The sequence below is a fragment of the Effusibacillus consociatus genome (genome assembly GCF_042652925.1).
Lineage (GTDB): Bacteria > Bacillota > Bacilli > Tumebacillales > Effusibacillaceae > Effusibacillus > Effusibacillus consociatus.
On sequence record NZ_JBHSHC010000028.1, the window covers coordinates 20119 to 40989 of the forward strand.

The window sequence follows — 20871 nt, forward strand, 5'->3', positions numbered from 1 at the left end:
AGTTTTGGCAGTGACTTGCGAATGAAAAAGAGCTTCCGAATGATTCGGAAGCTCTTTTTCATCCTCAATTACAAAAAGGTATGTATCTTGTATAAACAATCGGTCACGATTTCTGGAGGTACATGGTCCTTGATTTGAATCCTTCTTGATTTCCAATCTAAACTTTTGACTTGATCAGTAAGGATAGCCCCTTGAATAGCCAAGCCCTCTGGGAGCTCGACTTCAAAAGGCCATCCCTTTACTGTTTGAGTGATTGGACAAATAACTGCAAATTGTGTTACTTCATTAAATTCTTTCGGGGACAATACAATACCTGGGCGCCGGCCTGCTTGTTCATGTCCAGATTGCGGATTAAAATTAATGTAAACCAAATCCCCACGGTCTGGTACTTGCGTCAAATCATTTCATTCCCTTCGATACCAAAATCAATTTCATCATGGCGATTTTCCGGTTTTGCTAGGGCCAAAAGTTCTTCTAACGTATATTTCTTCTTTTTCGGAACTAATGTGATTCCATGATCATCCACGACACTTAATTCCATTTCAGAGCCTTGATGAATCGCGATTCGTTCAGCAACAGCACTAGGGATACGGACTGCAAGACTATTCCCCCACTTTTGAACAGTCGTTGTCATTGTCATAGTTTTCACTCCTTTTTCTCGATTGAATTCCATTATATCACCTTCCATTTCTTTTGTGTATACATAGTATATACACGGTTTTGGCATATGATACACCACAAAAAAGAAATGGACGCACAAAAAACTACCGGGAAGGGAGTAGGTCCGATGGGTTTCCGGCATCAATAACCGTGAAGAGATTTGCCCTTCGAAAATAAGGTTTTTCAGAACAACAGGGATAGCTGCAGGCTGTCCCTTTTTTGCATTGCTAATTCTTAGTTTACATAAATCTTTCATTCCCTTAGGAATTTTTCCGGAGATTTGGTACAATCGTAGAATGAATGGGTCCGAAAGGGGGACAAACACCATGACTGACATTGTAAACAACCAGCATACCCCTCTTTTCTGGGGTGGCGGCGATTATCATAAAAAGCGGTATCATACATGGAATCACCACTTGCGTCAGACCTTCAACGAGAAAATCTTCAAAGTTCCGCTTGATGCGGGCTTTACCTGTCCGAACCGTGACGGTACAAAAGGGACCGGCGGCTGCACATTCTGTTCAGCGGAAGGGTCGGGGGATTTTGCCGGGGACCGGAAGGATTCCCTGGAAGAGCAGTTCCTGAAGATCCGTGACCGTATGCACCAAAAATGGCCCCGTGCCAAATACCTTGGGTATTTTCAGGCGTATACGAACACCTATGCACCGGCGTCGGAACTGCGAGAGATGTATGAAACGATTCTCAAACAGGAAGGGGTCGTCGGGCTTTCCATCGCCACGCGGCCAGACTGTCTGCCGGATGATGTGGTGGAACTGCTTGCAGAGTTGAACGAGAAGACCTACTTGTGGGTGGAACTCGGCTTGCAGACCGTACATGAACGTACGGCACTTCTTATCAATCGGGGACATGATTATCAATGCTATCTGGATGCAGTTGAGAAACTGAGAAAGCATAACATTCGCATCTGCTCCCACATGATTCTTGGACTTCCCGGCGAGTCGGAGGAAGATATGATGGAGACAGGGCGGGCGATTGCCAACTTGCCGGTACAGGGAATCAAGATTCATCTGCTGCATTTGTTGAAATACACACCGCTTGTCAAGCTGTTTGAAGCGGGCGGGTTGAAATTCCTTGAGAAAGACCAATATATCCGGTTGGTAGTGGATATCCTTGAGATTCTGCCGCCTGAAATGGTCATTCACCGATTAACAGGGGACGGACCGCCTGATATCTTGATCGGACCGATGTGGAGTTTGGACAAATGGGGAGTATTAAACGGAATTGATGCCGAACTGGAACGGCGCAATACATGGCAGGGACGTCTTTGGACTCCGCAACCCATTTGGACGCCGGAGCAGGGACAGCTCCATAACCCCCAGGCATCATTTGAGGAACTGCCGGTATTTAAGGAGACGTTTCTATGAGTGGATGGAGGATTCCTTCCGTGCTGTGGCAAGCGAAGCTCTTGCTGCGGGAGCGTCTCACGGTTGGCGGGATTGCCGTGGATGCAACAGTCGGCAACGGGCACGATACCCTTTTTCTGGCGGAGAATGTAGGGGAAACAGGCCGTGTATTCGGTTTCGATATTCAAAAAGAGGCCCTCGAATCGGCGGAAGCCCGGCTGCACGATGCGGGGCTTCTTTCGCGTGTCACGCTTTTTCATGAAGGGCATGAAAGGCTTTCCGAGGTGTTGCTTCCGGAAGTCAAAGGACAGATTCAAGCGGTCACGTTTAACCTTGGCTATTTGCCGGGAGGGGACAAACAGATTGTGACCCGGCCGGACACCACGTTGCTGGCATTGCAATCCGCTTATGACTGGTTGGCGCCCGGGGGCCTGATTGCGGCGGTGCTTTACAGTGGACACCCGGGTGGCAAGCAAGAAGCAAACGAGGTACTGGATTGGGCGAAACGCCTGAACCAAAAACATACGCAAGTTCTGTGGTACCAGTTTCTGAATCAGCAGAATGACCCGCCCACCCTTCTGGCGATTAGCAAGTGAGGACACAGAATCATATGATACTACACTTAGGATCTCATAGGGGTGAAGGAGGAGCGGGATGGGGACGGAACAGCAGCGTCTGGTGGAAATGTTGGTACAGAAAACCGGAGAGTCCCGTGAAAAGGTCGAAGCATGGGTGGACGGGATGATCAAGATGCTGGAAGGTTCGTTTACGGTTTACGACGTTTCACGGATGGTGGCAGGGTTTATCGCCAAATATGGTCGGAATGCAACACCGTACGTCATCCGATTCGGACGATCTTTATTGGAATCCTTTGTGGAAGAACAGAGAAGAATCCGGGCACAACAAGAGCAAGAGACCGAACAGCAAGACTCACAGAAGCCCAATAATAAGAATAGAAACGTAAAAAGCAGATCGGTCACCAAAAAAACGGCCCTGCGTCTGAAGGGAATCTCCTCTTCTTTCCGATCAAAGAATCGCAAGACCGCGCAGGAGTTTAACCCGTGGGTCTCGAGGAAGGTTTTACGCAGGCATCGAATCTTTGTAACTTCATATAGATTGAAAAAGCACCTCATAGGCTGCAGGCGATGAGGTGCTTTTGTCTTGTTGGGCAAGTTAAAGCTAACAAAGGGTCAATGCACAATTTTACCTGAACATCCGCTATTGACCATACCCTTATTTGGAAATCTGACATTTATGGTAATAGTCGATTACATGGAAAAACTCAATCAAAAGGAGGATATGCATGGTTTATGACAATAAAAATGGCATGCCACTTTTAGATGCGACAACTGTTTCCCTCCGTAAGTATATATCCAAAGACGATGAGCCAGACGGGAAATACCGCATTCTGCGCAAAATTAAGACGCCCTTACAGAGAATCGCGGTGGTCAAGGAAAAAAATGGCCCAGTGCTGATCTATGGCGACGGTTACGTGATGTTTGGCACCACAGAGGATGACGAGATGTGGGCAGAAGCGTTGGTTCATATACCAATGGCCGTTGCCAAGAATCGGCAGCGTGTGCTGCTCATCGGCGGTGGCGGCGGAATTACGGCGCGAGAAGCGCTTCGATATAGCGAGGTAAAGGAGATTACGTCCGTTGATGCAGACGCGATAATGATCGATATCGGCAAGAATTTGAAGCCGCTGGTGAAGTTCAATAAAGGGTCTTTAAATAACCCCAAAGTGACAACAGTAGTTAAGGACGGCAGGTTGTTCGTGGAGTATAACCGGCAGAAGTGGGATGTGATTATCATCGACATTCCGGAGCCCAGCGAAGATAGCCTTGGGCTTGGCCGTCTTTACAGCCGGGAGTTTTACCGCCTCCTGAAAAAGCGGCTACAGCCGGGCGGAGTCATTGCCATAGCCTGCTCCGTACTGTCAGTGATGCCCGAATTCTGCGGGAGTATCCTGGCAACCCTCAAGGCGGCCGGTTTTTATGTATTGCCCTATCATTTTGATGTCATGAAGAAATATGAAGAGGACTGGGGTTTCTGTCTGGCGGCAACCAGACCGATCTCACAAAGCGACGTTAAAATTCTGATCCGGACTCGCTTCCTGCCCCGATCTAGACTCAAGGATATGTTCCGCATCCCATCCAAGTATCGTCGGAAGTGGAAGACGAGAAAAATCCAGACGGATCGTAACAGAGTTCTAGCTCAAATCCATGAACGACACTGAAGCCGTTCTCGATCGAAACCGTCCTAGAAGACCAAATCTTCAGGGCGGTTTTCATATGTGGAACTGGATTTATAAGAGAATCGAAACTCTTCCCCGTGTTTCCGGATTACTATTCTGCCGGCTTCTTCACCAGCCACAGCAAGGAGCCGTTCCATGGGTTCTTCCACCGGTTCATGGGAAAGGACAAACGTATCCCAGTGGATCGGCACCAGCCATTTCGCACCGCTTTCAAGAAACATCTGCCACGCTTGCTCGGGGGTACAATGTGCCCCTTGGAATGAGACCGGGGAATAGGCACCGATTGGGACGAACGCAATGTCGATCGGACCGATCGTTTGAAGTTCTTTCAGAGTGGGAGTATAAGCTGTATCTCCAGCGAAGAACAAGCGCACCCCTTTATATTCAATCAAATAGCCGGTCCAGGCATAATTGTGATTCCAGGGAAAGCGATTGCCCCAGTGCCGGACCGGGACTGCTGTGATGGTCATCCCGTTGTCCAATTCGATTTTGTCCTTCCCGCCGAGTTCCTGGATGCGTCCAAACTTCATACGTTTCAGAAGCCGACTGGTTCCCGCCGCAGTGATCACCTGTACGGAGCGGTTGGCAAGCCGTTTTAAACTGGGGAGATCAAAATGATCCATATGGGCATGCGAAAGCAGAATCAGATCAATGTCGCACGCCGATTTCAGCGGAAGTGCGGGTGCGGTGTGCCGTTTAGGGCCGATAGTTAAAGGGCCAAGTGAAAGGCCGACTCTCTCCGAAAAAACGGGATCCGTCAGGATTTTTGTACCGAAAAAGTTTATGTAGAGCGTTGAATGACCGATCCAACTGACCGTAATGTCGTCGTTCTTCCATTGGTGTGGGGTTGGAATCAGGAGAGGCCGTTTGTAGGGAGGTTTAGGCAAGTGCCTCCGCCAGCGATTGTATTGGTAGAACAGGAAACAAAGTGCTATCAGGATAAGAATGAATAGGATCGATGCGATTCTAAATCCCCATACCATTTGGCTCGGTTCCTCCCTTATGAGTTTTGTTCGGCAGATCTGGTGAACGATATAAACCATTATGCATCAATCCGGCAAGAAATTAAATGAAACAAGTCCTGCTTCTGCTCTAGAGACATACAATTGTTTTCTTAAAGCCTGTACACACAATAAATCCCACCATCATATTGTATTCCTAAGAAAGAGCACCGGTACGATGTCATTACTCTCGCAGTCAGTACGGTGTTGACTTGGATCACTATCACTCTTCCGAAGGGGTGAAGCATTCGAAATGTCTTCAAACACAATCGAATTGGAAGCGATTCAACAAGCTTTCGAAACATTGCGCAGGGTAAAGGAAACATTTGCGGCACGCGGCTGGTTTCCAGCCACCAGTGGGAATCTGTCCTTACGTATAAAGACCGATCATCAGGATCGCAATCGATCGCTTATTGCGGTTACCGTCAGCGGAAAAGACAAATCCGTTCACACTCCGACCGATTTTCTTGTAGTGGATTTGGAAGGGAAACCGGCAGCTGCTTCCCAATTGAAACCATCTGCCGAAACTTTGATTCATACAGCTCTATACCAGAAAGTCTCCAAATGTGCTGCTGTGTTCCATGTTCACACCGTATCGAATAGCCTCGTGTCGGAACTGTATAAACACCGGGGAGGGGTCACCTTCAAAGGACATGAACTGATCAAGGCGTTTGACATTTGGGAAGAAGGCGCCTCCATCACCGTTCCGATTGTAGAAAATTACGCTTGTATTCCAACGCTTGCAGCAGAAATTTGCAAAGTCCTCGACTCGCGGGTTCCTGGGGTGTTGATCCGCAACCATGGAATCTACGTGTGGGGCGAAAGTGAATTTGCGGCGAAACGTCATTTGGAAGCATTTGAATTTTTATTCGACTACCATGTTAAGCTTCTTATCTTAAGCAAGAACTAACAAAAGGAAAGGAGTCTATTAGACTGTGGCAGAAATTCGAATCCGTAACACCAATGAGAGATTGCCAGGGGAGGAAGCCGTAAGAGAGTTTCTAAATGAGCAAGGAGTTCTCTATGAGCACTGGGATCCTGAAAAGCTGCCGGCGAACCTGCGTGATAAATTTACACTTTCGGATCAGGAAAAGGAACAGATACTTGAAATTTTTGATCCCGAAATTCAATCTCTCGCAGAACGAAATGGCTATGTTCAGTGGGACGTTGTTGCCCTGTCTGAAGCGACACCGAATCTGAATGAACTTCTCAAGAAGTTTGAACAGGTCCATGTGCATACCGAGGATGAAGTCAGGGCCATCACGGCAGGAAACGGCATTTTTACCATCAAGGGAAAGGGTGAAATCGGATATTTTGATGTTGAATTGAGTGCAGGAGATGTGATTTCGGTTCCGGTTAACACCCCTCACTACTTCACCCTGATGGAAAACCGTCGGGTGGTTGCGGTTCGTCTTTTCATCGATTCATCCGGTTGGGTGGCCCACCCTTATGAAGATCCTGAATTTCAGAGGTAATGGCGGTCTCTGTTAAACAATTTCCGGGTGGAAGGAAAAATAGGCTCCTACGTTGTATAAGCGTAACGTAGGAGTTTTCTTGTTGATCTGGATGAACTATTTACTTCTTCGCTTCATGTTTCAATAGATCCGCTTTATCAGTTTGCTCCCACGGCAGACTCACATCCGAACGGCCAAAATGACCGTAAGCTGCCGTTTGGACATAGATCGGACGACGCAGGTTTAACATCTTAATAATGCCTGCGGGGCGAAGATCAAAATGTTTGCGGATCAATTGAATTAAAGTCTTTTCCTCAACCTTTCCGGTACCGAATGTATCCACGCTGATTGAAACGGGTTGAGCGACCCCGATGGCATAAGCGAGCTGCACTTCACATTTATCAGCCAGACCGGCTGCAACAATATTTTTAGCGACGTATCTCGCAGCATAGGAAGCAGAGCGGTCAACTTTTGTCGGATCCTTGCCGGAGAAGGCACCACCGCCATGCCTCGCATAACCGCCGTACGTATCCACAATGATTTTGCGGCCGGTCAAACCGGCATCCCCCTGTGGACCCCCGATAACAAAACGTCCTGTTGGATTTATGAAGTATTTTGTGGTTTCATCAATTAAATCAGACGGAACAACAGGAAGAACTACGTGTTGAATCACATCTTTTTTAATTTGTTCAAGCGCTGCTTCCGGATCATGCTGGGTCGAAATTACGATCGTATCGATTCGCACAGGCTTATTTTCTTCATACTCGACAGTGACTTGTGTTTTCCCGTCAGGACGCAAAAAAGGAATCACACCCGTTTTCCGGACTTCGGCTAAACGACGGGCCAGTTTGTGAGATAAGGCAATTGGTAACGGCATTAATTCTTCTGTTTCATTGCAAGCAAAACCAAACATTAGCCCCTGGTCGCCCGCTCCGATCGCATCATTTTCGTCTGTATTTGCCGCTTCACGCGCCTCTAAGGCCTTGTTCACTCCCATGGCGATATCAGGGGATTGTTCATTGATTGCCAGCAAGATGGAACAGGTATCTGCATCAAACCCATACTCAGGATTGGTATAGCCGATATTACGGATCGTTTGACGGACAATTTTGGGGATCATGACAAATGCATTCGTGGTGATTTCTCCGGTTACAAGCACCAAGCCTGTACTGACAGCACATTCACAAGCAACACGGGCATTCGGATCTTCCGCGAAAATGGCATCTACTATAGCGTCGGAAATTTGGTCACACATTTTATCCGGATGACCTTCCGTCACTGATTCCGACGTAAAAAGACGTCTTTGATGTGATGACAACTCTACGAACCTCCCAGCCTTTTTCAGTTTATTTTGATAGATTTGATAGAAGAAAAGATTCCCAAGAGAGTGCCGCTCTCTCAAAGGAATCTTTTTTAGTCGAACTTTGGACCCACTGCTTTCTGGTAAAACTTGTGTAAAGTCAGCTGATCCAACGTGTTTGCCTCCACATTTTTGCGAACGGAGAGAACGGCATCATCGAAATGAAACCAGGAGGAAAGGTCTTTCGGTAATGTTCGATTGGGTATCGAGACTTGAATTAACCTCTTGATTGGTCGCGTGTGTCCCGCCAAATGGAATCCCCAGTCACCGAAAGACGGAACATTCACATGGTAACTGAGGGTGGGCAATCCTGCGCTTTCAAGGGTTTCGGCAATGCTCCAAAATACAAACGGTGCATTTTGAGGAGAATGGGACTGACAAACCAGGATCCCGTCCGGAGCCAGGTGATTGGACAGAGTTTCAAAAAATTCTTTTGTATAGAGACGGCTGAGCACTGCATCTGCCGGATCCGGAAGATCCAGAATAATCACATTGTACCTGCGGCGGCGGCGAGTTAAGAAAAATTGGGCGTCCTGTTGAAAAACACGAACCCGTCGATCTGAAAAGGCTCCCTCATTAAGGGCAACCATCTCAGGCACGTTCGCGGCTGCATTCAGTATCATAGGGTCCAGATCCACGAGGTGAACCCGACTGACGTCCGGATATTTCAGGACTTCCCGAAGGGCCAAGCCATCGCCGCCCCCAATGATCAGAACACGATCACGTTCCCGGGCTAGTGATAGCACAGGATGGACCAATGCTTCGTGATAGATCCTTTCATCCAAAGCGCTGAACTGCAGCTGCTGATTCAAGTACATCCGCAAATCAAATGCTTCTACGAGCAGGACCTCCCGATTTTCACTGATCGCTTGATAAACGATCCGATGTCGTCCGGACAGCAGTTGCCGCAGCTCGGTCACATCTCTGGCATCCCCGTGCACAGGCCTATGTGGGTACTGTTGTTTTGTTCGCCAGACTGACGAATGGGAGTGCAGATGGATCTCTCGAACAGATGGTGGGGCACCCGCCGCATCTCCGCGGGCCAGCTGATACACCACAGCCCTCTCGGCCGACAGTTGTCGCAGCAGGTCTTCAATCTGTTCCCAGGAAGCCATGTCGCCGCAGGTAAACAGATCCAATGCTGCATATTTATGTTCCGGCCACGTATGAATTGCCAGGTGAGAAGTGGAAATAATAATCGCTCCGGTTACTCCCTGGGGGTGAAAACGATGAAAGTGAGTGTGGAGGATCTCCATCCCTAAATCCTGGAGCAGGTTTGTCAGTATTCGTTCCAGCAAATCTGCATCGTTCAGTAGTGCCGAATCACAACCAAAGGCATCAATAACCACCTGTTCCCCGACCACTGATACAAATCCCCCCTTAAAGGACCGAACTTGATTCCTTTTCAACACTACCACTCTTTCAAATCAACGTTTAGCTATGTGTGAGGCCCTGCCCCTACTGGTTCCTGAAACCAAATTATTTTTTACGATACGGTATGACAAGCGTATCCGAAAGTAGCTAGTATTAATGGCTCATTTTAGAAGAAATAGACCATCTCCCGCTTGGTGGTTCTTCCAGATATTGAGCCGCAGGTTTTCGATCGATTCAAAGGGTTTGGGCTACCGGGCGGCGAATACTGTTCAGAAAGCAAGTTTCGGGCGGAGGACTTATGAAACGCATATACACAGGATGGTATACGAATGAATTGAGACTGAAATGGACGGAACAATGCAGGCAAGCGCTGCAGGAAGGGAGACGGAATTTTCGTTTCCTATTACCGACTCGCCACCTGATCCAAGAAGTCCGGGAATCACTGACTGCTTCCGGCTTAGGGGTGTCGAATCAGGTTGGCACCTTTGACGATTTTGTTGATCTTGGATTGTCCAGGGAAGAACAGGTTCTTCGGATTGACGAACAGGGAAAATTGGCCGTGCTGACCCGGGCGCTTGAGGTTGCCGGTGAGGAGGCAGTGGCCCCTTTTCGACAGATTGTGGACAAGCCCGGCTTTTGCCGATCCATCCTCGAAGCAATCGAGGAAATGAAAAGCTCAGGGATAACCGAGGAAATCGCCGAAAGATGGGATTGTGGACCCCATCCATATGTTCGTTCGTTTTTTACAATCTATCACCACTATCAGCGGCTGTTGCGGGAGCATTCCGGTGTTCGTCTGCTGGACAGGCAGGAAGGATATCGCGTGGCGGCGGAACACTTGCTTCGTTACGGAGCGGAATTGTTCAGCGGGATGGAAGCGGTTTACATAGATTTTCTTACCGTCACCCCTTTGCAGTTCCCGATTGTGGAAGCGATCTGCAGGCATGTGCCGCATGTTGAGATTTTCATGCCGTATCCTGCCGATGCGGAAGGAACAGGGCTGCTTCGAAAAAGCGGTCATCGACTGATTAAAGCCCTTGGTGCACTGGGGGTGGAACATATCGAGCTTCCGGGACCGGTTGCACAGAAAGAAGAGCAGATTACGCTGTGGAAAACGGGATTGCAGGAGGGGGCAGAGGTTGATCCCGACTATTTCGCACGTTTCGCCCGAACCGTTTTTGCAGAAAACCCGGAGCGGCTGCCGGCTCGCGGGGTGGAGTTGATTCCGACCGCCTCTCCATTGCAGGAAGTGCGAGCGGTGGCAAAGGAAATCAAACGATTGGTCAAGGACGGTTGGGGCGTGTCCGATTTTGCAATTGTGGTAGCGGATGATGCAACCTACCGCCCTTTGATTCGCCGCGTGTTCCAGGAGAATCAAATCGCAGTCAGTTTGGCGGATATTCAAAACGTTGTCGAAGTCCCGGTTGTTCGCCGGATGATGCAGGCTGTCGTTCAGGAACAGGCCGATTTTTCCGAAAAAGCGACCTATGCTGCTCATGCTGAATCGGTCCGGAACCTGGTCACCCGCTTGCAGTTGGTGGATGAGTTGTACGTACGGGCAGCACAGGGCGGAGTGTATACGATTCAAGATCTGCGGCGAGATGTCAGGGCTTGGCAGACCTGTCTGGACAGTTTGGAAAGTTTGGTCCGGGCAAAGCGGCTGTTCGGGGATCGCGAGGTTCCGTTTTCCCTCTTCTGGAAGGAATGGAGAGAACTCTTGCACCAACAAAAAGTGCAGGTCGATGCGGGGGCCGGTCTTGGTGTTCGCGTATTTCGTCCGGCCGAAATGAGAGGGCTGTCTTTTCGGGGCGTGTTTCTATTGGGATTGAATGAAGGGCGCTATCCGAAAAAGACAGGAGACCACTGGCTGGTCGAGAGAATCGAACAGGTGACTCAGGAGCAGGGAGTGATTCTGCAAAGGCGGGAACAAATGGAACTGCAGAGCCTGCTGTTTCGAAATTGTATCCAGTCGGCGGCAGAAAAGCTCTACTTGGGATATCAGAGTCCGGAAGCGGATGAGCGAAACCTGCCTTCTCCCTATCTGGAAGCGGTTATTCGCTGCCTGGAGGAGGGGGAATGGACTGCACCCGCCCGCTTTCGAGGGGCGATGTCGAAGCTTCCGATCCCGGATCAGTGGGAGGAGATTTCCAGCGTGCAGGAGTGGCGTGAACGGGTATCGATCTGGTTGGGCGGTGAGCGTTCATTGCACGTCAGGACGGAACCGGATGCGTCGGTAGAGAAGCGCTTCCAGCAGGAGCTTGCGTCCGGGGAATGGCAGCAGTTCCTTGATCGGGTAGAGGTGGAATCGGAACGGAGCAGTGGGGTTCCAACCCGCTTCGCGGGACGGTTGGAAGACCCCGTGATCAAGGCGATTCTGCGGGAGAAGTTTCATCCGGGCTATCCGTGGAGTGTGTCTGTTCTTAATGATTATGCGGTATGCCCGTTTAAGTTTTTTTCGGCCAGAGTGTTAAAAATCCAGCCGCAGGAAGAAGTACAGGACGGGATTCCGGTTAACGGGAAAGGGATTTTCCTGCACGACCTTGCGCAACGGCTCCTGCAGCCACTGACACGGCAGAACCGGGTAAGTACGGAAACAGCACAGGCTGTATTGGAGAGCTATGACCCGATTTTTGAAGAGACATGCAGGGATTGGGAAGATTCGGAGCTCACCGCTTCCCATTATTGGCCGGTGGAAAAACTGCGTCTGAAAAAAGAGGTTCGTCTGTGGCTGGAACGGGAGCTTGAGACTCTCGTCCAGTCACGGATGCGTCCGGCTCATTTGGAGTGGTCGTTTGGGAGCCAAATCGGCGAGGACGAACGGCAGCCTGCCGATGAGAACTCCACGGAAGAATTGATTGCTTTGCGGGTGGGCGGCGAGATCATGCGGTTCCGCGGACGAATTGACCGCATTGATGTGTCGGAAGACGGGTCACGCTTTGCCATCTACGATTACAAGACAAGTTTGAATCCGAAGAAATACAAAGGCATCAAGGATCTGGAACAGGGGACCAACTGGCAGCTTCCCGTGTACTTGGCCGCATACAGCGAATGGGCTTCCCGGCAAGGGAATGAAGTGAGTCCGCTTGGCGGCGGCTTTCATCAAGTGTCCCCTTTGCCTGCCAAACTGGTAGGCGTCTGGGCCGAAGAGGCAAGTATGTGGGGCATCAAGGACACCAAAAAGGCAGATCTAAGGCAGGAACTGACGGTTGAATTGGAAGGGGCGCTGGAACGGATCGGGGATCAGCGTGAGGCTCTGCGTGACGGTGTTTTTGACGCTAGACCCCGGGTTGAGTGTGATCCATATTGCAAGTATCTATCCGTATGCAGATTTGCCAAAGGTTACCCCGCTAAGATCGGCGCCGTCCATGGCGACAACGCGGGATAAAACGTCCTGTTTTAAGAAGGAGCGGTCGAAATGACACTGCAAACACCAATGAATCGAATTCGCAATCCGGAACCGAACGAAGCGCAGTTAAAAGCAATCATCAATCTGGATGACGATCTTTTGGTGGCGGCCGGCGCAGGTTCGGGGAAGACGTGGGTGCTTACGGAACGCTATATGGAGATGTTGGTGCGGGGTGCCCGACCGGGTCAGATTGTCGCGATTACGTTTACCGAGTTGGCAGCGGCGGAGATGAAGCGAAGGATTCGGGGAGCGGTTCAAAAGTGGATCGATCAGGCACCCGATCCGGCAGAGAAAAAACGTTGGCGCCAAATGTACAACGAGCTGGATTCGGCGATCATCTCGACGATTCACGGCTTCTGTATGCGAATTCTGAAAGAGCACCCGGTGGAAGCGGGAATTGATCCGCTGGCGGAAATTTTGGAGCCGGACGAAGTGGAACGACTGCTGGAAGAAGCGGTGGAAGAACTGCTCAAAGAGGCGATGCGGGAACGGTTTGAAGATCTCAAACCGCTATACCTTGCCTGGGGAGGCCGCCGGGGGATCGTAGAATCGCTTCTGGCCGCCCACGATGCAGTACAAACTTTCGATTATCCGGTAGAGCAGATTTTGATTGATACGGAGAAATCTTTTGCTTCCATGCGGGAACAGATTCGCTCGATTGTCGATGAGATTGACAAGATTGTGGACGTTACGGTGAGACCGGAGTTGGCGGCGTTGCTGGCCGACACGAAGAAAAAACTTCCACAGTACGCCCTCCATATGGAAGCCTGGGTAACCCAGTGGCAGGAAAAATCGGCTCTTCTGCGGACCTGGGACGGTGTGGTCAATCCGGAAGTCCGGAAAACGCTGCGGGATCTGTTGAAGACCATATGGCGCAAAAGCGGCTCCGAAGCGCTGAAAGACGCTCAGGCACAGTTGAAGGAAGTGCTGCTCCCGCACCTCATGCGCTTGGAAATTGGGCCTGATGCGATGCATCGAGTCCGTGTTTTTTGCAGCTTGTTGGAATCGTTGGAGGCTCGCTGCCAGCAGAAAAAAGAGGAGCGGCATGCTCTTGATTTTCATGATTTGGAGCGACTCACAGCCAAGATGCTGAAAGAATACCCGGAAGTGGCCGAATCGTACGGCAAGCGATTCCGCTTCGCGATGATCGATGAATTTCAGGATACGAACCGGCTGCAGAAGTCGATTCTTGACCGGATCGCAGGAACAGACGGCAGGGTGAAACGCTTCCTGGTCGGCGACGGGAAACAATCGATCTATAAATTCCGCGGGGCGGATGTTGATGTGTTTCAAGAAGTAGAAGATGAACACCGCCTGTCGGGAGCCGGTGACCGCCTGATCGATATGGGGATCAACTTCCGGACACAGGCGGGAATCATTACCTATATCAACGATTTCTTCGCCAATCTGATGCAAAACGCCGATACTGCAAACGTGAAGCAGGTCCGATTTGCGCCGCTTCACGCGGCGCGGAATCCGGGTCACACCAATCCTTGCGTTGAGATTTTGATTCATAGAACAGAAGAAGAGGAAGACGCAAGAGACGGCGAAGCCGATCTGATAGCCCGGCGCATCCGGGAGTTGGTTGGGGGTCGTGCACCCTTGGTATATCGGAAGAAATCAGGGGAACAAGCAGAGACTCCGCATCCGGTTCAGTATGGAGACATTGCGATTCTGTTCTCCGCAACCACTCACCTGTCTGTGTATGAGCAGGCATTGCAGCAGTACGGCATTCCCTATTCGGTGGAAAAAGGCAGACAGTTCTACAAGAAGCAGGAGATTACAGATGTTTATTCGCTGCTGAAGGCGATTGTCGATCCGACGGATGAGGTCGCTTTGGCTTCGGTGCTCCGTTCTCCCGTATTTGCACTTTCGGATGAAACCCTGTTTTGGTTGGCGCAGGAGGGATCTGTTGCGGAGGGTCTGGAGGCGCTTGGTTTAGCGCCTGTCACGAATGATTCCGCCGGAGACTTGTCGGACGATGGGACGACTCTCTCCCGTCTCTGGGAACTGATTGGGGAACCTGAATTTTCCAAGGCATTATGGGCAGCGAAAAAGCTTACTCAATGGAGGGAAAGCTGCCACCTTCGGCCGCTATCCGATTTTCTGCGGACGATTTTGCGGGACAGCGGGTATTTGCAGGTTCTGCTTGCCGGATTTGGCGGGGAACTGCGTTTTGCGAACGTGCTGAAACTGATCGAGATTGCCGAGGAGCTGCAGAGGAAAGATGGTTATGGGGTCGCAGAGTTCGTTCCGTATTTGCAGCGAATGCGGGAAGATGAAGTTTCTGAGACAGAAGCCCAGTTGGGAAGTGGAGCCGGGGCAGGCGGCGGTGCCGTAAGGTTAATGACCGTTCACGCTTCGAAGGGACTCGAGTTTCCGGTTGTTATTCTTCCCGATCTGAAACGTCCTCTCACGACCGGCGATTCCACCCGTTGTCTGATCCGCCCTGGAATAGGGATGGGGCTGAAAGGGGAACGGTTCGGGGATACAGCGGCTGAAGGGGAACTGGAAGTACAGGGAGATGGCCTGTTCCAGTTGATGAAAGAGCAGGAAAGTGACAGAGAGCTGCTGGAAGAACACCGCAAACTTTATGTCGCCATGACCCGCGCCCGCGACTACTTAATCCTGACGGCAACAAAGCCCAAAAGGGAACAGCGTTCCTGGCAAAAATGGATTCTGGAGCAGGCCGGTTTTCCAAAGTTTGATGAAATCACCTGCGGTATAGTGGAAAAAGGGGATCCGGCACAAGGAAGCGATTACCGCATCGTTGTAAACGCCGAAGTGGGGCTGCCGGATGCCGATTCGGATCAGGGGCTCAGCAAACCTTGGCAAATCTGGCGGGAGAGAGTGTTTCAGCGAGAGACAAAACGGGAAGCCGGTCAGGAAGCCGGTCAGATCGGCGATCCGCCTGGTCTTCTCTTCCCTGTCGGAAACCCGAACTCCATCAACTTGCCGATGATCTCCGCCTCTGCCTATATGGCGTATCGAACCTGTCAGCGCCGATTTTATCTCCGTTATGTGTTTCAACTGCCCGAGCTCCGGAGCCTGGAGCTGCAGCAGCTGGCGGGGGGAGGAACAGACAGTTTGCCGGATCGCGAAGAAGAGGAAATGGCAGAGGCTGGGACAACAACTATGGCGGACGGAGCTGCCGGAACACAGTCGGAAGCTCAACATCGACGTATCCACGCGGATATCCGCGGTACATTGGTGCACGAATTGTTCGAGCAATTACACAGCCCCGAACAGAAAAGGGAATTGATTCGCAAACACGTTCAAACGGCCAAGGGAATCCGGAAAGAACAGATTCCGGAGATCACCGGCTATCTTGAAAAAATGGCGGATCGCTATTTGAACAGTCCGTGGTTCCATCCCGGATCCGAACGGGAGCAGGCCTTCTATTTACGAATAGGACCCACGATGGTTCACGGTTTTATCGATGCGGTGATTAAGGAAGCGGACGGAACGCTTACGGTTGTCGATTTTAAGACGAACGAGATCCGAAGCCAACAACAATTGACTGAACTTGTGGACAAGTACCGGGTGCAATTGCAGCTCTATGCGCTTGCGGCAAAAGCGGTTTTTCAAAAACCTGTGAAAAGCGCCGTTCTTTTCTTCCTGGATGCGGATCAGTCGGTACAGGTGGATGTAAGTGAACGCGTGCTTGCGGCTTTACGGGACAATCTTGCGCAAACTTGCACAAAGCTGTTGGAAGGTTGTACCATAGATGCATACCCAATGACTGAACAACGTGCGGACTGTATGAGATGCGGGTACCGCACACTTTGCGGAAGAAATGAGAGTGGTGTATGAATCTAAAGCGCATTCGAACCTTTATGATGGTTGTCGAACATAAGAATTTCTCGACTGTTGCGGATCTCCTCGATATAAGTCAACCGGCTGTAAGCAAACAGATTAAGACTCTGGAAGAAGATCTGGGAGTCATGCTGCTGTACCGTGATGCGGTTGAACCGACCGAAGCGGGACGCCTGGTGTATAAGAAAGGAAAAGAGCTTCTTGATTCATGGAATGAACTTGTGGATCAATGCCATGGGATGCAGGGAGAGCTAACGGGCCTGATGCGAATCGGAACAAGCACCATCCCGGGATCTTATCTGATTCCTCCCATTCTTCGGGAATTTCGGAACCGGTATCCCCGTATGGAGGTCCGGCTTTCCGTTCATGATTCGGAGGAAGTGCTGGGATTGCTTCGGGACGGAAGGCTCGAGGTCGGCATTATCGGTATGGAACCTCGGGGCGAGCAGTTTGCCGGGCATGTGATTGCCCGGGACAAAATGCTGCTGATCGGACCGGTTGACAGCGAAGATGTTGACGGATTCGGGGATATCAAGGGGAAACCGTTTATTTTCCGTGTCGAAGGCTCTGGCACTTGGCAGGCTGCCAAGGAAGGATTGCGCGAATGGCGAGGGTCTGTCGAGGAACTGAACTGTGTGGCTGAGGTGGACAGTACGGAAGCGGTGATCTCGATGGTTGAGGCAGGACTCGGGTATTCCATCGTATCCGACCTGGCTGCACGACCGGCCACCAGGCACGGACGAATCAAAATCCTGGCCGAATTGCCCGGGGAACGGGAGTTTTACCTGGCTTATCTGTCTTCCAAACGGCAAAATCCTGCGATCGCTGCGCTGGTGAATTTGGCGACCAGTGAATAAGGTATCAAAACAGACGAGGAGCTGATCTTCGTCTGTTTTGATAAGTACTGTCATACTTGCAAATAAAAACTTTTTTATCGGTTTTCACGATCTTTTAAGAAACGAAGTGCCCGATTCATTTTCCTTGCGAATACTATGGGATTTTCAATTGTTTCCCAGTGCATAAACATCAGCCGGGGGTTATCAAATAACCAGTGGTTGTGCACAGCAGTGACGATAATCCCTTCTTTTCTCAAGTTGGAAAGCAATCTGTTTATTTCGTTTTGAAACACTACGGTTTCACCAAGACAAAGGGCTTTACCGCTTCTGTCAAGCGATTCAAATGAGAAGAACTGATATTTGGTTAAAGGTGATGTTGTACGTCTGCCTAAAATTGTAGCGGGGAATCTTCTAGGCCTACTAACCAAGCAAACAGGTCCTTCGTCAATCTCATGTTCTCCGCCAAGAATTCTGGCAAAACGGTCACAGAGTCTTTTGAATTTTGGGCTTACTTCAGCCATTAAAACACCTCCTCTCCCGTAATACTAAAAATATGAAGAGGAGTTTATTTTGAAATGGGTTTGTGCCCTATTACTACAAATTCCGCTCTGTGTTTTTGCGAAGGATTCCCCTTTTGGGTTGCAGAAACTATTTGTTAAACATTGTCGTGGGATCATTGCCAATTGTATCAATCAAACTGGCTAAAGCTCGATCTGTGGAACAGAAAGAGGAACAGAACCAAATCACCCGTTTTGAGTTTTGGAGCAACACCGACCAAAACACGCTTGAATCGATCGCCAAGGTGTACCTTCAAGTTCCGGTAAAATGACGGCTCTAATTTTGATTACGTTCGTAGTGGGAACAGGATTGGTTTTGATTGTCCTTGCAACACGATACTGATTAAAAACGAAGGGTAACATTGATGTGTTACCCTTTACACGGGGCTGAAGCCAATTCACGGGTAGAAGGAAGTTGGTACCCAGACCGAATTTCACCGCTTAAGATTTTGGTTCGAATTTGCTCGTACACCTGCCGAATTAGCGGAATATCCAGGGTTTTATCGACCGAAATGCACACCATTCTAATTCCACTCCCAACTGGTACCATGAAAATCCGCTTTTAGTGGATCTACTGTAAACCAGTTTATCATGGTACGTTACGGGGAGAAAAGTGAAAGGGGAATTCACTATGATGTCTAACGACGAACTCCGAGTTGCAGATGCACTGAAGGCGATTGCTCGGAACGAACAGATTAAATCCTATATTCAGGGATCCCGAGACCTGAATCGATTGTTATGGTGTGCTGCCAAGCGTTTTGTAACAGGTGAAACACGCGAGGAAGGGGTACAAAGAGCCTAAGAATTGTTTGCGGAAGGGTATCTGGTTTCCCTTGATTTTATGGGGGAAAACACTGGAACGATCGAGGTTTGTCAAAACGCAAAAGAGGAATACGTGAAATTGATACATCAGGCGGGTTCCTGTTCGATTGGTGCTGACATATGCCTGGATCTGTCGCATATCGGACTGTCCGTGGACTCTGAATTAGCCTATCAACATCTGGTTGAGTTGGCAGAGGAAGCGAAACCATATCATTTATCAGTCATCGTTAGTATGGAGGAATCTGCTAAAACCTCACAAATATTCGAGGTTTATAAAAAAGCCAGTTGAACCCATCCGAACGTAGGAATCACGATCCAAGCCCATCTGGACCGCTCAGCAAGTGATCTGAAAGAACTGTTGAATTACCCGGGAAAGATTCGAATTGTAAAAGGGGCTTATCAGGAGCCGGCAGATATTTCGATTCCCCGCTCGGAGCAGTTAAACGAGCGTTATCTTGAACTGGTTGATTTTTTAGTGAAAGCGGAACATTCTGTTTCGATAGCGACTCATGATGAGAGAATCATTGAAGAAGTCGAGCAAAGGGAGTACCTTTCCCTTCCGCATGTCGAAGTGGAAATGCTTTACGGGATTCGTTCAGCTCTGCTTGAACAGCTCAAAAATAAGGGTTCTCAAGCAAGAATCTATCTCCCTTACGGAACGGAATGGTACCTGTATTTATGTCACCGTCTGGCTGAATATCCGCCAAATTTATTTCAGGCAATAACAGATATTATCAAAGGGGCGGGGAGTCAGATTCTCTCTGAACCGGTGTTGAGGTGATGAAGTATGGAATTCGCCAGTTTGCTTTATTTTATCGCGGTTTCGATGCTGATGACGATTGCACCCGGCCCCGATATCTTATTTGTAATCGCTCAGAGCGTTTCGCAAGGGAGAAAGGCTGGAATTGCAACCGCATTAGGTTTGTGTTCAGGAGTTACTGTTCACACACTGGCGGCCGCTTTGGGTATTTCCGCACTTTTGCATCAATCCACGGTCGCTTTCCAAATTGTAAAATATGCCGGGGCGCTCTATCTTTTATATATGGCATGGCAAGCAATAAAAGAAGGAAGCGATTCTCCGGTGAACCAAACAGCGACTCGTATGAGTCCCGGAGCACTCTATAGACGGGGAATTCTGATGAATGTTTTAAATCCAAAAGTCTCTCTCTTTTTTCTTGCTTTTCTCCCCCAGTTCGTATCTCCTGAAGTGGGTAACATCTCAGGACAAATGATCGTATTGGGGCTGATTTTTATGCTGCAGGCGATCATCATTTTTACTCTGGTAGCCATTTTTTCAGGAAGTTTTGGCAGAAAAATAGTTAACAATTCAAGAATCAGTAAATATGTCAATATGGCGAAAGCAAGCATATTCGTTTTTATAGGAATCCGCTTGGCTTTGTCTGATAAATGATGACCGGAGGAAAAAATATGAGGCGCATGCTCTACGGAGTACAGTTGACGACGGCTGCCTCAGCGGGAATTATCACAAGCACCATACCGGCGCTTACCGGGTTGATCGCTTTTTCTTTCTGAAGGAACGATTGAATCGGAACCAGACGTTGGGCATTCTGGTGTCCGTATTGGGAATAGTAACCCTCAACATTGCGGACTCTTTCTCGGAGACCCAGGGTGGTTGGAATCCCTTTCTTGGCAATCTGCTGATCTTCCTGGCGGACTTGGTACTGTCCGGACATGCCCACGGGGGGCAATGTAGATTACCTTTTATCGTCGGATTGATCTCTCCGGGCCAGGGCTTTTTTCCAAGGTATACCGCAGGCGTATATCAGGAAGGAAACACGTCGATGGTTGTGAGCAGAGGCTTGGGTAACAGCATTATTCCGCAAAGAATCTTTAACCGGCCGGAAGTGGTTATTCTTACGTTGCGATAGCAGCCGGAGGATTGTCACTTTTCTGCAAGTAACCGTTTATGGAATAGTGGCGTGAGATGAAGAAAAGGCTGAGAA

17 protein-coding genes and 3 pseudogenes are annotated in these 20871 nt (G+C 49.6%); 12 read left to right on the plus strand and 8 right to left on the minus strand.

Features of this window, described 5'->3' with window-relative positions; all coding sequences use genetic code 11:
* Positions 1–68 precede the first annotated feature (68 nt).
* The gene (locus tag ACFO8Q_RS04635; protein WP_380024569.1) at positions 69–398 is read right to left on the minus strand and encodes a type II toxin-antitoxin system PemK/MazF family toxin; all 330 of its coding nucleotides are present in this window, start codon (positions 396–398) and stop codon (positions 69–71) included.
* Complete coding sequence (locus ACFO8Q_RS04640; RefSeq protein WP_380024613.1) at positions 395–673, minus strand: AbrB/MazE/SpoVT family DNA-binding domain-containing protein; 279 nt, start codon at positions 671–673, stop codon at positions 395–397. Before ACFO8Q_RS04640 ends, ACFO8Q_RS04635 begins: the two co-directional genes overlap by 4 nt.
* Before the next feature lie 313 nt (positions 674–986).
* Here ACFO8Q_RS04640 and mnmL point away from each other — a divergent pair, with 313 nt between their 5' ends.
* The 4 genes from mnmL (at position 987) to ACFO8Q_RS04660 (ending at position 4263) form a co-directional block, all read left to right on the plus strand.
* Entirely contained in the window at positions 987–2045 is a 1059-nt protein-coding gene (gene mnmL / locus ACFO8Q_RS04645) for a tRNA modification radical SAM protein MnmL/YtqA (RefSeq protein WP_380024570.1), read from the plus strand.
* Positions 2042–2620: a tRNA 5-(aminomethyl)-2-thiouridylate-methyltransferase MnmM gene (mnmM, locus tag ACFO8Q_RS04650; RefSeq protein WP_380024571.1), complete on the plus strand. Its 579-nt coding sequence runs from the start codon at positions 2042–2044 to the stop codon at positions 2618–2620. The genes mnmL and mnmM overlap by 4 nt, the downstream gene beginning before the upstream one ends.
* A gap of 58 nt (positions 2621–2678) precedes the next feature.
* Complete coding sequence (locus tag ACFO8Q_RS04655) at positions 2679–3173, plus strand: hypothetical protein (RefSeq protein WP_380024572.1); 495 nt, start codon at positions 2679–2681, stop codon at positions 3171–3173.
* A gap of 154 nt (positions 3174–3327) precedes the next feature.
* Entirely contained in the window at positions 3328–4263 is a 936-nt protein-coding gene (locus tag ACFO8Q_RS04660) for a spermidine synthase (protein WP_380024573.1), read from the plus strand.
* Positions 4264–4286: 23 nt separating this feature from the next.
* Here the strand turns inward: ACFO8Q_RS04660 and ACFO8Q_RS04665 are convergent, their stop codons facing one another.
* The gene (locus ACFO8Q_RS04665; RefSeq protein ID WP_380024574.1) at positions 4287–5264 is read right to left on the minus strand and encodes an MBL fold metallo-hydrolase; all 978 of its coding nucleotides are present in this window, start codon (positions 5262–5264) and stop codon (positions 4287–4289) included.
* Between the two features lie 271 nt (positions 5265–5535).
* Here ACFO8Q_RS04665 and mtnB point away from each other — a divergent pair, with 271 nt between their 5' ends.
* Positions 5536–6192: a methylthioribulose 1-phosphate dehydratase gene (gene mtnB, locus ACFO8Q_RS04670; protein WP_380024575.1), complete on the plus strand. Its 657-nt coding sequence runs from the start codon at positions 5536–5538 to the stop codon at positions 6190–6192.
* A 25-nt stretch (positions 6193–6217) separates the two neighbouring features.
* Positions 6218–6757, plus strand: a complete 540-nt coding sequence (locus ACFO8Q_RS04675; protein WP_380024576.1) for a 1,2-dihydroxy-3-keto-5-methylthiopentene dioxygenase — start codon at positions 6218–6220, stop codon at positions 6755–6757.
* Positions 6758–6857: 100 nt separating this feature from the next.
* On the opposite strand, the gene metK is transcribed toward ACFO8Q_RS04675, so the two are convergent.
* Both metK and speD read right to left on the minus strand, forming a co-directional pair.
* Positions 6858–8054, minus strand: a complete 1197-nt coding sequence (metK, locus tag ACFO8Q_RS04680; protein WP_380024577.1) for a methionine adenosyltransferase — start codon at positions 8052–8054, stop codon at positions 6858–6860.
* A 95-nt stretch (positions 8055–8149) separates the two neighbouring features.
* A complete protein-coding gene (gene speD / locus ACFO8Q_RS04685) occupies positions 8150–9460 on the minus strand; it encodes an adenosylmethionine decarboxylase (protein WP_380024578.1) in 1311 nt (436 codons plus the stop codon).
* Positions 9461–9768: 308 nt separating this feature from the next.
* Between speD and ACFO8Q_RS04690 the strand changes: the two genes are divergently transcribed.
* From ACFO8Q_RS04690 to ACFO8Q_RS04700, 3 genes are read left to right on the plus strand one after another with little or no spacing between them, the layout of a single operon-like run.
* On the plus strand, positions 9769–12855 hold the full coding sequence (locus ACFO8Q_RS04690) for a PD-(D/E)XK nuclease family protein (protein WP_380024579.1): 3087 nt from the start codon (positions 9769–9771) through the stop codon (positions 12853–12855).
* A gap of 30 nt (positions 12856–12885) precedes the next feature.
* Complete coding sequence (locus tag ACFO8Q_RS04695) at positions 12886–16689, plus strand: UvrD-helicase domain-containing protein (RefSeq protein WP_380024580.1); 3804 nt, start codon at positions 12886–12888, stop codon at positions 16687–16689.
* The gene (locus tag ACFO8Q_RS04700) at positions 16686–17549 is read left to right on the plus strand and encodes a selenium metabolism-associated LysR family transcriptional regulator (protein ID WP_380024581.1); all 864 of its coding nucleotides are present in this window, start codon (positions 16686–16688) and stop codon (positions 17547–17549) included. The genes ACFO8Q_RS04695 and ACFO8Q_RS04700 overlap by 4 nt, the downstream gene beginning before the upstream one ends.
* 74 nt (positions 17550–17623) lie before the next feature.
* Here the strand turns inward: ACFO8Q_RS04700 and ACFO8Q_RS04705 are convergent, their stop codons facing one another.
* A complete protein-coding gene (locus ACFO8Q_RS04705) occupies positions 17624–18049 on the minus strand; it encodes a DUF1259 domain-containing protein (RefSeq protein ID WP_380024582.1) in 426 nt (141 codons plus the stop codon).
* Between the two features lie 424 nt (positions 18050–18473).
* A pseudogene (locus ACFO8Q_RS04710) lies at positions 18474–18608 on the minus strand (GntR family transcriptional regulator); the annotation flags it as partial.
* Positions 18609–18719: 111 nt separating this feature from the next.
* Between ACFO8Q_RS04710 and ACFO8Q_RS04715 the strand changes: the two are divergent.
* Positions 18720–19688, plus strand: a pseudogene (locus tag ACFO8Q_RS04715) (proline dehydrogenase family protein).
* 6 nt (positions 19689–19694) lie between these two features.
* Positions 19695–20318: a LysE family translocator gene (locus ACFO8Q_RS04720; protein ID WP_380024583.1), complete on the plus strand. Its 624-nt coding sequence runs from the start codon at positions 19695–19697 to the stop codon at positions 20316–20318.
* A gap of 31 nt (positions 20319–20349) precedes the next feature.
* Here ACFO8Q_RS04720 and ACFO8Q_RS04725 read toward each other — a convergent pair whose 3' ends face one another.
* Positions 20350–20601: a hypothetical protein gene (locus ACFO8Q_RS04725; protein ID WP_380024615.1), complete on the minus strand. Its 252-nt coding sequence runs from the start codon at positions 20599–20601 to the stop codon at positions 20350–20352.
* Here ACFO8Q_RS04725 and ACFO8Q_RS04730 point away from each other — a divergent pair.
* Positions 20581–20796 (plus strand): annotated as a pseudogene (locus ACFO8Q_RS04730) (metallophosphoesterase); the annotation flags it as partial. The gene ACFO8Q_RS04725 and the pseudogene ACFO8Q_RS04730 overlap by 21 nt on opposite strands.
* Positions 20797–20871: the final 75 nt, after the last annotated feature.

What these genes read in the sequence shown, in the direction of transcription:
- ACFO8Q_RS04695 (WP_380024580.1), top strand. Translation starts at nt 12,886, where the DNA reads ATGACACTGCAAACACCAATGAATCGAATTCGCAATCCGGAACCGAAC.
- ACFO8Q_RS04700 (WP_380024581.1), top strand. Translation starts at nt 16,686, where the DNA reads ATGAATCTAAAGCGCATTCGAACCTTTATGATGGTTGTCGAACATAAG.
- ACFO8Q_RS04660 (WP_380024573.1), top strand. Translation starts at nt 3,328, where the DNA reads ATGGTTTATGACAATAAAAATGGCATGCCACTTTTAGATGCGACAACT.
- ACFO8Q_RS04640 (WP_380024613.1), bottom strand. Translation starts at nt 673, where the DNA reads ATGGAATTCAATCGAGAAAAAGGAGTGAAAACTATGACAATGACAACG.
- ACFO8Q_RS04720 (WP_380024583.1), top strand. Translation starts at nt 19,695, where the DNA reads ATGGAATTCGCCAGTTTGCTTTATTTTATCGCGGTTTCGATGCTGATG.
- ACFO8Q_RS04690 (WP_380024579.1), top strand. Translation starts at nt 9,769, where the DNA reads ATGAAACGCATATACACAGGATGGTATACGAATGAATTGAGACTGAAA.
- mnmM (WP_380024571.1), top strand. Translation starts at nt 2,042, where the DNA reads ATGAGTGGATGGAGGATTCCTTCCGTGCTGTGGCAAGCGAAGCTCTTG.
- mnmL (WP_380024570.1), top strand. Translation starts at nt 987, where the DNA reads ATGACTGACATTGTAAACAACCAGCATACCCCTCTTTTCTGGGGTGGC.
- ACFO8Q_RS04655 (WP_380024572.1), top strand. Translation starts at nt 2,679, where the DNA reads ATGGGGACGGAACAGCAGCGTCTGGTGGAAATGTTGGTACAGAAAACC.
- ACFO8Q_RS04665 (WP_380024574.1), bottom strand. Translation starts at nt 5,264, where the DNA reads ATGGTATGGGGATTTAGAATCGCATCGATCCTATTCATTCTTATCCTG.
- ACFO8Q_RS04705 (WP_380024582.1), bottom strand. Translation starts at nt 18,049, where the DNA reads ATGGCTGAAGTAAGCCCAAAATTCAAAAGACTCTGTGACCGTTTTGCC.
- mtnB (WP_380024575.1), top strand. Translation starts at nt 5,536, where the DNA reads ATGTCTTCAAACACAATCGAATTGGAAGCGATTCAACAAGCTTTCGAA.
- ACFO8Q_RS04725 (WP_380024615.1), bottom strand. Translation starts at nt 20,601, where the DNA reads ATGTCCGGACAGTACCAAGTCCGCCAGGAAGATCAGCAGATTGCCAAG.